The sequence below is a fragment of the Streptomyces sp. NPDC002536 genome (assembly GCF_053594995.1).
On the sequence record NZ_JBSFWU010000157.1, the window covers coordinates 1 to 11,877 of the forward strand.

Annotated in this window: 9 protein-coding genes; 5 read left to right on the forward strand and 4 right to left on the reverse strand. The window is 71.8% G+C overall.

Annotated features, from left to right (window positions below):
- Positions 1-187 precede the first annotated feature (187 nt).
- Positions 188-1,675 carry a serine/threonine-protein kinase gene (locus tag ACWD4B_RS33250; protein ID WP_451424262.1) on the reverse strand — a complete coding sequence of 496 codons (1,488 nt, stop codon included), beginning with the start codon at positions 1,673-1,675 and terminating at the stop codon, positions 188-190.
- Positions 1,676-1,804: 129 nt separating this feature from the next.
- On the opposite strand from ACWD4B_RS33250, the gene ACWD4B_RS33255 reads away from it, so the two are divergent.
- Positions 1,805-2,683 (forward strand): hypothetical protein, encoded by an 879-nt coding sequence (locus tag ACWD4B_RS33255; protein WP_451424263.1) that lies wholly within the window; start codon positions 1,805-1,807, stop codon positions 2,681-2,683.
- A gap of 73 nt (positions 2,684-2,756) precedes the next feature.
- Here ACWD4B_RS33255 and ACWD4B_RS33260 read toward each other — a convergent pair whose 3' ends face one another.
- Positions 2,757-3,356, reverse strand: a complete 600-nt coding sequence (locus tag ACWD4B_RS33260; protein ID WP_451424264.1) for a biotin transporter BioY — start codon at positions 3,354-3,356, stop codon at positions 2,757-2,759.
- 285 nt (positions 3,357-3,641) lie between these two features.
- On the opposite strand from ACWD4B_RS33260, the gene ACWD4B_RS33265 reads away from it, so the two are divergent.
- From ACWD4B_RS33265 to ACWD4B_RS33275, 3 genes are all read left to right on the forward strand, one after another.
- Positions 3,642-5,036: an amino acid permease gene (locus tag ACWD4B_RS33265; RefSeq protein WP_451424265.1), complete on the forward strand. Its 1,395-nt coding sequence runs from the start codon at positions 3,642-3,644 to the stop codon at positions 5,034-5,036.
- A gap of 198 nt (positions 5,037-5,234) precedes the next feature.
- Positions 5,235-6,656, forward strand: a complete 1,422-nt coding sequence (locus ACWD4B_RS33270; RefSeq protein ID WP_451424266.1) for an amino acid permease — start codon at positions 5,235-5,237, stop codon at positions 6,654-6,656.
- A 177-nt stretch (positions 6,657-6,833) separates the two neighbouring features.
- Positions 6,834-7,472, forward strand: a complete 639-nt coding sequence (locus ACWD4B_RS33275; protein WP_451424267.1) for a superoxide dismutase — start codon at positions 6,834-6,836, stop codon at positions 7,470-7,472.
- A 223-nt stretch (positions 7,473-7,695) separates the two neighbouring features.
- On the opposite strand, the gene ACWD4B_RS33280 is transcribed toward ACWD4B_RS33275, so the two are convergent.
- Positions 7,696-8,322: a hypothetical protein gene (locus ACWD4B_RS33280; RefSeq protein ID WP_451424268.1), complete on the reverse strand. Its 627-nt coding sequence runs from the start codon at positions 8,320-8,322 to the stop codon at positions 7,696-7,698.
- Positions 8,323-8,370: 48 nt separating this feature from the next.
- Positions 8,371-9,015, reverse strand: a complete 645-nt coding sequence (locus ACWD4B_RS33285) for a mycothiol-dependent nitroreductase Rv2466c family protein (protein ID WP_451424270.1) — start codon at positions 9,013-9,015, stop codon at positions 8,371-8,373.
- Between the two features lie 130 nt (positions 9,016-9,145).
- On the opposite strand from ACWD4B_RS33285, the gene pepN reads away from it, so the two are divergent.
- Entirely contained in the window at positions 9,146-11,743 is a 2,598-nt protein-coding gene (pepN, locus tag ACWD4B_RS33290; RefSeq protein ID WP_451424269.1) for an aminopeptidase N, read from the forward strand.
- Positions 11,744-11,877 lie beyond the last annotated feature (134 nt).

Sequence of the window (11,877 nt, forward strand, 5' to 3'; positions counted from 1 at the left end):
ACTCGGGGCTGCGCCCCGGACCCCTGGGGTGGTGCGTCGGCTGAGGGCCGGTGGGGGCTGGTCGCGCAGTTCCCCGCGCCCCTTACGGGGCGCCTGGTCGCGCCCACGCGGCGGAGCCGCTGGGGGTACCTCCCAGCGGTAGCTGGGGGAGAAACAGCCCCGCGCCCCTGACGGGGCGCTGCCGTCGTCACCCCGTGCGGAAGGACGCCTTCACGCGCGCGTAGACGTCCAGTGCGGCCGTCTCCGCGGAGTCCTGGTACCAGACGTTCACCTGGTACGTCCGTCCTCCCTTCTCGAAGCCGAGCTGTCGCCCGTACCACGGCGTGCCGGCCTGCGGGATGGTGTACTCCCAGATCACCGCGGAGTTGCCGCGGAACGTCGTGGGCTCCAGGCGGATCTTGCGGTAGCCGGTGATGCCGTGGAAGTTCTCCTCGTCGCGCTGCCAGTGGGTCACCACGGCCTCCGTCGTACGGGCCTGGCTCGCGGAGATCTCCATGGTGCCGTCCTTCGCGGCGTAGCTGATGTCGCTCGGGCTCTTCTCCGTGCGGTTCCAGCCGGCGGGCGGGGCCCAGCTGAAGCCGTCCTCGGTGCGGCGGACGTCCGACGGCGACGAGGACGCCGACCGGGAGCCCGCGGCGCCGCCGCCCCCGTCCGACGAGCCCTGGAGGGCCAGGAGCACCGCGCCGACCACGACCGACACGGCCACCACCGCGGTCGCCGCGAGCAGGGCGGCCCTGCGGTACGCGCGCGGGCGCGGCGGGAGTTCGTCCTGCGCGGGCTCCGGCGCCACTTCCGGTACCGCGTCCGGTGCGGGCGGCGGCTGGGCGGTGACCGCGGTCGGCGGGTGCGGGACGGGCTCCGGGGGCGGCGGTGCGCCGACGGCCGCCAGGGTCTCCTCCACCCCGTCGAGCGCGGGACGGCCGCCCGGGTCCTTGAGCAGCAGCCCGGACAGCAACTCCCGCAGCGGGCCCGCCTCCGGGGGGAGTTCCGGCTCCTCGTAGAGCACGGCGTGCAGGGTGGCCAGCGTCGTCGCCCGGGCGAAGGGCGACTGGCCGGCGACCGCCGCGCAGAGGGTCGCACCGAGCGACCACAGGTCCGACGGCGGGCCCTGCTCGCGGCCCTCGATGCGCTCGGGCGCCATGTAGTCGGGGGAGCCGACGAGGGTGCCGGCCATGGTCAGGGCCGCGGCGTCCTGCACGGCCGCGATGCCGAAGTCGGTGAGGACGACCCGGCCGCGCGCGGTGAGCAGGACGTTCCCGGGCTTGATGTCCCGGTGCAGCACCCCGACCGCGTGCACCTCGCGCAGGGCGCGGACCAGGCCGAGGCCGATCCGGGCGGCCTCGCGGGGTCCCACCGGGCCGTCGTGGCGCAGCACTTGCTCCAGGGAGCGGCCGTCGACCAGCTCCATCACGATCCACAGCCGGTCGTTCTCCTCGGCCACGTCGTAGACGCGGACGACGTTGGGATGGTCGATGCGGGCCGTGGCACGGGCCTCGCGCCGGCTGCGCTCGCGCTGGACGGCGCTCCCCTCCCCCATGAGGCCGTCGATGCGTATCTCCTTGGCCGCCACCCGCCGGTCGAGCATCTCGTCCGTGGCACGCCACACCCGCCCCATTCCGCCGCGCCCGATCAATTCCAGCAGCCGGTATCGCCCCACCACAAGGCGCCCCTGCATCTCACCACTCGAAATTCCCACCAGGCCCGCCCCCATTACGGAATTATTTTTCCGCACCCCTCGGACGTCGGAATCTTGTGGTACCTATTCAAATGCCTTCGCAGGAGACGAAGACAGGGGGGAGCCAAAATGTTCTCAAGTAATCGGTGGCGGTGGTCCGCGACGGCGGCGGCCGTGCCGGTGGCACTGCTGTGGCCGGCGGGGGCATCCGTCGCCGAGCCGACACCGGGCAGCAGCCAGGGCGGGAGCCCGGGGCCCAGCGCACCCGCCGGGAGCAAAGTCAGCACGGAGCTGCCGCAGCGGATATCGGTGAACAGGAAGTCGGGGAACACCAGTCTGACGGCCACCGTGCGCAATGGCGGGGCCAAGGAGACCGGCGACGTCACCATGGACGTCGTCGGATTCAAGGGGCTCCGCGTGAAGTCCGTGGAGGGCTGCTCCGCGATTCCGGCCGGACAGCTCCCGCCGGATGCGAACAGCGGATTCGCCTGCCCCGTCGGGAAACTCGCGGCGGGCGCCGGCCGCACGTACCGCGTGTCCGCGGACTTCGACCTGGCGGACACCGGCCAGATCTGCCTCCCCGTGACGCTGAGCGGCACCAAGACACTGCTGTGGCAGCAGGGGCCCGTGCACTTCGGGACCACGGACCCGAGCGCCGACGCACCGGACACGCCGCTGCTGCTGGGCACCAAGAACGTGCCCTCGGGGACGCCCTCCGCGCCGTCCGCCTCGCCCACCGGCGCACCGTCCGACTCGCCGTCCGAGGCCCCCTCGGCCTCGGCCCCGCCGAGCACGGGCGGCACCAAGGCCCCGGGCCCGTACGGCAGTCACCCCGGCAAGGACGTCGTCCCGTCGCACCCCGCCCCCGCCACGAGCGACGATCCCGGCGAACTCGCCCGCACGGGCGCCCCGTCGGACCTCCCGGTGGCGGGTGCCCTCGGCGCCGCCCTGCTGGCGGCGGGCGGCACCGGCCTCTGGCTCGCCGCGCGCCGGCAGGGGCGCCGCTGAGGGGCCCCGTCAACAGTCCGGGCCCGCACCCCGGTTCGGGGTGCGGGCCCGGCCCACAAGAGAAGAGGAGAGGTCAGCCGCGGCGGTGCAGCAGCTTCCACGCCGTCGGCAGCGCGCCCATCGCCAGGGCGGCCTTCAGCGCGTCACCGATGAGGAAGGGGGTCAGGCCCGCCGCCACGGCCGCGGACAGCGACATGTGGGTGGCCAGCGCGAGGTAGGGGACGCCGACCGCGTAGATGATCGCGGTGCCGAGGGCCATGGTGCCCGCGGTGCGCAGCGCGGAGCGGTCGGCACCGCGGCGGGCCAGGGCGCCGACGACGGTGGCGGCGAGGAGCATGCCGAGCACGTAGCCGAAGGAGGGGAAGGCCACGCCGGAGCGGGCCTCGGCGAACCACGGCATGCCCGCGATGCCGGCGACCGCGTACAGCGCCATCGACAGGAAGCCCCGGCGGGCGCCCAGGGCCGTGCCGACGAGCAGGGCGGCGAAGGTCTGGCCGGTGACCGGGACCGGGGAGCCGGGGACGGGGACCGCGAGCTGCGCGGCCACGCCGGTGAGGGCGGCACCGCCGAGGACGAGGGCGGCGTCGCGGACGCGGGCCCGGCCCGCGGCGGACGCGGGGAGCAGATCGGCGAGGACCGTACCGGTCCGGGGCAGGGTGGCGGCGGTGGCCATCGGTACTCCGCTCAGGGAAATCGACAAAGAGTAAGGACACCGTGACGTTAGTCGAGCATCCGTTCCCGTGACACCGTGCGCCGGTGACAAACCCCGCGCACGCTGCTTGGCGGTTCCGTACTCCCACATGCTCCTCGGGGCGTGCTCGACGGGCGCTCGCACCGGCCGGCGTGATGCTCGTCACCTGGAACCCCGCGGAGCTTGGCGCAAACAGTGCGCTCAGGAGACTGTGTAAGTCCTGGTTAAAACGAGCGAACCGACACCTGACGAGAGCACGAGCGCCCCATGCACGACGCACCTCCGGCCGGCGAGACCCTCGCCGGCGAGAAAGAACCGCTGTCCGCGGGGCTGAAGCAACGCCATCTGACGATGCTCGGCCTGGGCGGGGTGATCGGCGCCGGGCTCTTCGTCGGCTCGGGTGCCGGCATCGCCGTGGCGGGGCCCGGGATCATCGTCTCGTACCTGATAGCCGGTGCCCTGGCGATGCTGGTGATGCGGATGCTCGGCGAGCTGTCCGCCGCCATGCCCTCCTCCGGCGCCTTCTCGGTGCACGCGGAGCGGGCGCTGGGCCGCTGGGCCGGGTTCACGGTGGGCTGGCTGTACTGGTTCCTGCTGGTGATCGTGCTCGCCGTGGAGGCCACGGCCGCCGCGCAGATCGCGCACGGCTGGCTGCCGGCGGTGCCGCAATGGGCCTGGGTGCTGCTCTTCATGACCGTCTTCACCAGTGCCAACCTGGCCGCGGTGAAGAACTTCGGCGAGTTCGAGTTCTGGTTCGCCGCCCTGAAGGTCGGCGCGATCGTGCTCTTCCTCGCGCTCAGCCTGCTGGCGATCTTCGGTCTGCTGCCGGACACCCACGCCGTGGGGATGGCGAACCTGACCGGCCAGGGCGGCTTCCTGCCCAACGGCTGGAGCGGGGTGATCTCCGGTGTGCTGACCGTGGTCTTCGCCTTCGGCGGGCTGGAGGTCCTCACGATCGCCGCCGCCGAGTCCGACGACCCGGCGCGCGCGGTGGGCCGGGCGGTGCGCAGTGCGGTCTGGCGCATCCTCTTCTTCTACGTCGGTTCGATGCTCGTCATCGTCACCCTGCTGCCCTGGAACTCGCAGAAGCCCGGGCAGAGCCCGTACGTGGCCGTGCTCGGCCACATCGGGGTGCCGGGGGCCGGGCAGATCATGAACATCGTGGTGTTCGTGGCGCTGCTGTCCGCGCTCAACGCCAACCTCTACGGCTCGTCCCGGATGGTCTTCTCGCTGGCCGAGCGCGGCGAGGCGCCGCGGGCGCTGCTGAAGGTCTCGAAGGGCGGGGTGCCGCGGCGCGCGGTGTTCGCCTCGGTCGCGTTCGGCTTCGCCTCGGTCGTCCTCAACCTGGAGTGGCCGGATTCGATCTTCCGCTATCTGCTCAACGCGGTGGGCTCCGTCCTGCTCTTCGTCTGGGGCCTGATCGCGGTCTCCCAGCTGCGGCTGCGGCCGCGCATCGAGCGCGAGATGCCCGAGCGGCTGTCGCTGCGCATGTGGTGCTTCCCCTATCTGACCTGGGCGGCGCTGGTCGGCATGGCCGCGGTGCTGGTGCTGATGCTCACGGACGACGACGCCCGGCCGCAGCTGCTGTGGTCGGCGGCGGCGACGGGCGCGGTGCTGGCGGTCTCCTGGCTGCGGGAGCTCCGGCTGCGCCGGGCCGGATGACGGTCACCGGATTTAGGGCCACAAAGCATCGCTTCTGGCGATACGTCAGCTACGCGCGGTAACTCCTCCGTCTGAATATCGGACAGCCGTGTGACAAGTGTTGTCCTGAGCGAACATGACCTCCACACTGAGGCCACTTTTCAGCTGCTGACCGATCCTGGACCGTTCAGCTCTCATCTCACGGGGACAGACACGAACATGACCGGTATACCCGCGGCCTCCCCCTCGGCAGGGGCCGCCGAACAGCCCCCGGGCACGGAAAGCGGCCTGTCGAACGGGCTGAAGCAGCGCCATCTGTCGATGATCGCCCTCGGCGGCGTGATCGGTGCCGGACTCTTCGTCGGCTCCGGCGCCGGCATCGCCGCCGCGGGCCCGGGCATCGTGCTCGCCTATGCCGTCTCCGGACTGCTGGTGATGCTCGTGATGCGGATGCTGGGCGAGATGTCGGCGGCCAACCCGGCCTCGGGCACCTTCTCCGTGCACGCCGAGCGCGCCATCGGACCCTGGGCCGGCTTCACCGCGGGCTGGATGTTCTGGGTGGAGCTGTGCGTGGGCATCGCCGTCGAGGCGATCGGCGCGGCGGCCATCATGGTCAAGTGGTTCCCGGCCACCCACTCCTGGATGTGGGTGCTGCTCTTCATGGCCGTCTTCTGCGGGACGAACCTGGCGGCCGTCGGCAACTTCGGCGAGTTCGAGTTCTGGTTCGCCACGCTGAAGGTCGGCGCCATCGGCATCTTCCTGGTGCTGGGCGTCCTGGCCATCATGGGCCTGCTGCCGGGCACCTCGGCCCCGGGCACCTCCAACCTCACCGGCCACGGCGGCTTCCTGCCCAACGGGACCAACGGCCTGGAGGCGGGCCTGCTGGCCTCGGTCTTCGCCTACGGCGGCCTGGAGACGGTGACCATCGCCGCGGCCGAGTCCGAGCACCCGGTCAAGGGCGTCTCCAAGGCGGTCCGCACGGCGATGTGGCGCATCGCGCTGTTCTACGTCGGCTCGATGCTCGTCGTCGTCACCCTGATCCCCTGGACCGAGAAGTCCCTGGGCACCGACGGCCCCTACGTCGCGGTCCTGAAGCACCTGGACATCCCGGCCGCCGGGGAGATCATGAACGTGGTCGTCCTGATCGCGCTGCTCTCCGCGATGAACGCCAACATCTACGGCGCCTCCCGGATGTCCCACTCGCTGGTGATGCGCGGCGAGGGCCCGCGCTTCCTCGCCAAGGTCAGCAACGGGGTGCCGCGGCTGACCGTGCTGGCCTCCTCCGCCTTCGGCTTCTTCGCCGTGCTGCTGAGCTACTGGTGGCCGGACACCGTCTTCAAGTGGCTGCTCTACATGACGGGCGCGGCCGTGCTGGCGGTGTGGGCCTTCATCGCCGCCACCCAGCTGCGGATGCGCCGGAAGCTGGAGCGCGAGGCGCCCGAGAAGCTCGTGGTGCGCATGTGGGCCTTCCCCGCGCTGTCCTGGGTGGCGCTGGCCGGCATCCTCGGCGTGCTCGGCCTGATGCTGCGCGAGAACGACACCCGCGTCCAGCTGTACGCCACAGCCGGCCTGGTGGCGGTGCTGGCGACCGTCGGATACCTGCGCCAGCGCATGGTGGCCGGCCGGGCGCAGCGCGACTGACGCCCCGGCACATCCCCTTCCTCCGACCCTTCTTCCGAGGCGGGGTAGGTCCTGATCTTCAGGACCTACCCCGCCTCCGTCTTTGGACCGAAGCCGCCCCCGTCACCGCTTTCCCGAGGCATCTGCTGATAGCTTCTACCTGCAAGCTAATTGCAATAAGCCGTCGGAGGGCTCGGCATGGCCATCTACACACTTCCCGAACTTCCTTACGATTACGCGGCCCTGCAGCCGGTCATCGACGCGAAGATCATCGAACTGCACCACGACAAGCACCACGCGGCGTACGTCAAGGGCGCGAACGACACCCTCGAACAGCTCGCGGAGGCCCGCGACAAGGACCAGTGGGGTGCGATCAACGGCCTGGAGAAGAACCTGGCCTTCCACCTCTCCGGCCACATCCTGCACAGCATCTACTGGCAGAACATGACCGGCGACGGCGGCGGCGAGCCGCTGGACAAGGACGGCGTGGGCGAGCTCGCGGACGCCATCGCGGAGTCCTTCGGCTCCTTCGCCAAGTTCAAGGCCCAGCTGACCAAGGCCTCCGCCACCACGCAGGGCTCGGGCTGGGGCGTCCTCGCCTACGAGCCGATCAGCGGCCGCCTGATCGTCGAGCAGGTCTACGACCACCAGGGCAACGTGGGCCAGGGCTCGGTGCCGATCCTGGTCTTCGACGCCTGGGAGCACGCCTTCTACCTGCAGTACAAGAACCAGAAGGTGGACTTCATCGAGGCGATGTGGCAGGTCGTCAACTGGCAGGACGTGGCGAGGCGTTACGCGTCCGCGAAGGAGCGGGGGAACCTCCTGCTGGTCCCGTAACACCCCTCATGCGGCCTGCTCGTGATCGTCTTCTCACCCTTCACGCGGCAGGCGGAGGCCCCGTGCGCCTGTGGCGCACGGGGCCTCTCCTCTTCGTTACGCGCCCCGTAAGGGGCGCAGCCCCGGGACGTCGACTGCGGGTGCGTCGTGGCTTGTCGCGCCCACGCGGCGGAGCCGCAAATGTAAACAGCCCCGCGCCCCTTACGGGGCGCGGCCAAAGCCCTCAGGCATGCCCGAAGGCCTCGCCGGAAACCGTGAACTCCCGTGCCAGCCCCGTCTCGTGCAGCCGGGCGAAGGGGGTGAACGGAACACCGCACTCCGAGCCGCCGCGGTCGAAGTTCCACGCCTTCTCCACGGCGACGCGGTAGTCGACCGCCGGCGTGCCGTCCGCGGCGACCCGCACCGTCCCCGTCAGCCGGAACTCCACGCAGCGCAGCGCGAGCCACCAGTCGGTGTGCACCCGCCGGGTGATCAGCGCGTCGCGCCAGCCGCTGTCCGCGGGGTACGCGGCCACCCCGCCCGGGCCGGTGCGCCAGCGCTCCAGCGCCTCGGTGCGCCAGCGCTCCAGCTGGGCGTCCACGGCCGCCCGCATGGCCGGCAGGGCCAGCAGCGCCTCGGCGTCCACCCGGCAGGGGGACCCCGTCCCGCGCAGGTAGTGCCGCATCATGCCCGCCGCGCGCCGCAGCCCGAGCAGCGACCACAGCGGCGGCAGGGTCCGGCACACGGCCAGGGTCAGGAAGTCGTACGGACGTACGGGCAGCTCCGCGTAGGCGGCGTTGTCGCACGGCGGCTCCGCCTCGGCCCAGCCGCCGCGACGGCCGAGCGGCCGGGAGAGGTCGGTCTGGCCCATATCGGGACAGTAAGGGACCTCGTGCCCGGCCGCGACCCGTCGGCGGGCTCAGTCGAAGCGCGGCCCCTCCGTCCGCGTCCGCTTGAGCTCGTAGAAGCCCGGGGTCCCGGCCACCAGCAGGGTGCCGTCCCACAGTCTGGCCGCCGCCTCGCCCTTGGGGGCGGGGGTGACGACCGGGCCGAAGAAGGCCACCTCGGCCCCGTCCGGACCCGGCACCGAGATGATCGGGGTGCCGACCTCCTGGCCGACCTTCTCGATGCCCTCCTTGTGCGATATCCGCAGGGCGTCGTCGTAGGCGTCGGTGTCCCCGGCCTCCGCCAGGCGCGCCGGGAGGCCCGCGTCCTCAAGGGCGCCGAGGACCGCCTCGGGGGTGCGGCCCTCGCCGCGGTTGTGGATGCGGGTGCCGAGCGCGGTGTAGAGGCGGCCGAGCGCCTCGTTGCCGAACTCCTGCTGGGCGGCGATGCACACCCGCACCGGGGCCCAGGCCCGGCCGCCGGGGCGCATCGCGTCACGGTACTCCTCGGGCATCTCGTCCAGCCGGTTCTCGTTGAGCACGGCCAGGCTCATCACGTGCCAGTGCACCTCCACGGGCCGCACCTTCTCGACCTCGAGCATCCAGCGCGAGGTCAGCCAGGCCCAGGGGCAGGAGGGGTCGAACCAGAAGCCGACGGCGGACTTCCCGGTGTTCGTCACGTCTGTGGTCACGCGGATCTCCTCGAAAGAGCAGGACAGTCGGCGTTTCAACAAACACACCCCATGCCATGATTCCTGGTGTTCGACATACGAGACGAAGCGTTTGAGACGAAGACGAGGGAGCCGCGTCGTGCCCGGCGAGAACCTGACCCGCGAGGAGGCCCGCGAGCGGGCCCGGCTGCTGACCGTGGACGGCTACGACGTGGCGCTCGACCTGCGGTCCGCGGTGGGTGCGGACGGCGGGCCGCGCACCTTCCGCTCGGTGACCACGATCCGCTTCCGCTGCACCGAGCCCGGCGCCGCCACCTTCGCCGACCTGCTGGCGCCGTCCGTGACCGCGGTCACCCTCAACGGCCGCGCGCTGGACGCACAGTCCGTCTTCGACGGCTCGCGCATCGCCCTGGAGGGGCTGGCCGCCGAGAACGAGCTGGTCGTGGACGCGCAGTGCGCCTACAGCCGCACCGGCGAGGGCCTGCACCGCTTCGTCGACCCCGAGGACGGCGAGGTCTACCTCTACACCCAGTACGAACCGGCCGACGCCCGGCGGGTCTTCGCCAACTTCGAACAGCCGGACCTCAAGGCCCCGTTCACCCTCACCGTGACCGCCCCGGCCGGCTGGACGGTGCTGGGCAACGGCGAGCGGGACGGCGAACCGCAGGCCGTTGCGGGCGACTCCGCCTCCGCCACCTGGCGGTTCGTGCCCACCATGCCGATCTCCACCTACATCACGGCCGTCGTCGCGGGCCCGTACCACATGGTCCACGACCACTACCGCCGCACGCTGCCCGACGGCACCGTGCTGGAGATCCCGCTCGGCGCGCTCTGCCGCAAGGGCCTGGCCAGGCACTTCGACGCCGACGACATCTTCACCGTCACCAAGCAGGGCCTGGACTTCTTCCACGAGCACTTCGACTACCCGTACCCGTTCGGCAAGTACGACCAGGCGTTCGTGCCCGAGTACAACATCGGCGCCATGGAGAACCCGGGCTGCGTGACCTTCCGCGAGGAGTTCGTCTTCCGCGGCAAGGTGACGCGCTCCGCCTACGAGCGCCGGGCCAACGTGATCCTGCACGAGATGGCCCACATGTGGTTCGGCGACCTGGTCACCATGGAGTGGTGGGACGACCTGTGGCTCAAGGAGTCCTTCGCCGACTTCATGGGCTCCTTCTCGCAGGTCGAGGCGACTCGCTTCGACAGCGCCTGGATCACCTTCGCCAACCAGCGCAAGGCCTGGGCCTACCGCGCCGACCAGCTGCCCTCCACACACCCCGTCACGGCGGACATCCACGACCTGGAGGACGCCAAGCTCAACTTCGACGGCATCACGTACGCCAAGGGCGCGTCGGTGCTGAAGCAGCTGGTGGCCTACGTGGGGCGCGACGCCTTCCTGGAGGGCGCCCGCCGCTACTTCAAGCGCCACGCCTACGGCAACACGCGCCTGACCGACCTGCTGGACGTGCTGGAGGAGACCTCCGGGCGCGACATGGCCGCGTGGGCACGCTCCTGGCTCCAGACGGCCGGGGTCAACTCGCTCACCCCGCTGGCCACTTACGACGCCGAGGGGCGCATCACGGAACTGGCCGTCCTGCAGGAGGCCGCCGCCTCGCACCCCGAACTGCGGCCGCACCGCGTGGCCGTGGGCCTGTACCGCCGCCGTGACGAGGACGGGGCGCTCGTGCGGTACGCGCGCGCCGAGGTCGATGTCACCGGCCCGCGGACGGTCGTGGACGAACTGGCCGGCGCCGAGCGGCCGGAGCTGATCCTCGTCAACGACGAGGACCTCACGTACTGCAAGATCCGCTTCGACGAGGGCTCGCTCGCCGCCCTGCGCGGCCGGCTCGGCGACATCGCCGACCCGCTGGCCCGGGCGCTGTGCTGGTCCGCGCTGTGGAACCTCACGCGCGACGGGCTGATGCCCTCCCGCGACTTCCTGGACCTGGTGCAGCGGTTCGCCGGGGCCGAGAGCGACATCGGCGTGCTGCAGATGCTGCACGCCTGGGCGAACTCCGCCCTCGTGCACTACGCGGCGCCCGCGTGGCGCGCCGAGGGCGGCCGGCAGCTCGCCGAGAGCGCCCTGCGCGAGCTCCGGCTCGCCGAGCCCGGCAGCGGCCACCAGCTGGCGTGGGCACGGTTCTTCGCGCAGGTCGCGGAGGGCAAGGACGACCTGCAGCTGCTGCACGGCCTGCTGGACGGCGGCGCCCGGATCGACGGCCTCGACGTGGACCAGGAGCTGCGCTGGACGTTCCTCGCCGCGCTGGCCTCGTGCGGCGAGGCGGACGAGGCGGCGCTCGCCGCCGAACTGGAGCGGGACAACACCGCGTCCGGCAAGCGGCACCAGGTGCGCTGCCTGGCGTCGCGGCCGTCGGCCGCGGTCAAGGCGGAGGCGTGGGCGGCGGTCGTCGACTCGGACGCCCTGTCGAACGCCCTGGCCGAGGCCACGATCGCGGGCTTCGACCAGCCTGGTCAGCGGGAGCTGCTGGCGCCGTTCGCGCCGCGCTACTTCGAGGTGATCGAGCGGGTGTGGCGGGAGCGGTCGATCGAGATCGCGATGGCGGTGGTCAAGGGGTTGTTCCCGACATTGCAGGACACGTCGGGAACGGTGGAGGCGGCCGACGCGTGGCTGGCGCAGCATGGGGATGCTGCGCCGGCACTGAGGCGGCTCGTCCTGGAGGCCCGGGACGACTTGGCTCGGGCACTGCGCGCCCAGGCGTGCGACAGCGCCCCGTAGGGCGCGGGGAACGGCGCGATCAGCCACGACGCACCCGCAGCCGAGGTTCCCGGGGCTTCGCCCCGGACCCCTGGGGGTAGTGCGTCGGCTGCGGGCCGGTGGGGGCTGGTCGCGCAGTTCCCCGCGCCCCTTAC

Coding starts and splice junctions, on each gene's coding strand:
- ACWD4B_RS33250 (WP_451424262.1), bottom strand. CDS start 1,675: ATGCAGGGGCGCCTTGTGGTGGGGCGATACCGGCTGCTGGAATTGATC.
- ACWD4B_RS33255 (WP_451424263.1), top strand. CDS start 1,805: ATGTTCTCAAGTAATCGGTGGCGGTGGTCCGCGACGGCGGCGGCCGTG.
- ACWD4B_RS33260 (WP_451424264.1), bottom strand. CDS start 3,356: ATGGCCACCGCCGCCACCCTGCCCCGGACCGGTACGGTCCTCGCCGAT.
- ACWD4B_RS33265 (WP_451424265.1), top strand. CDS start 3,642: ATGCACGACGCACCTCCGGCCGGCGAGACCCTCGCCGGCGAGAAAGAA.
- ACWD4B_RS33270 (WP_451424266.1), top strand. CDS start 5,235: ATGACCGGTATACCCGCGGCCTCCCCCTCGGCAGGGGCCGCCGAACAG.
- ACWD4B_RS33275 (WP_451424267.1), top strand. CDS start 6,834: ATGGCCATCTACACACTTCCCGAACTTCCTTACGATTACGCGGCCCTG.
- ACWD4B_RS33280 (WP_451424268.1), bottom strand. CDS start 8,322: ATGGGCCAGACCGACCTCTCCCGGCCGCTCGGCCGTCGCGGCGGCTGG.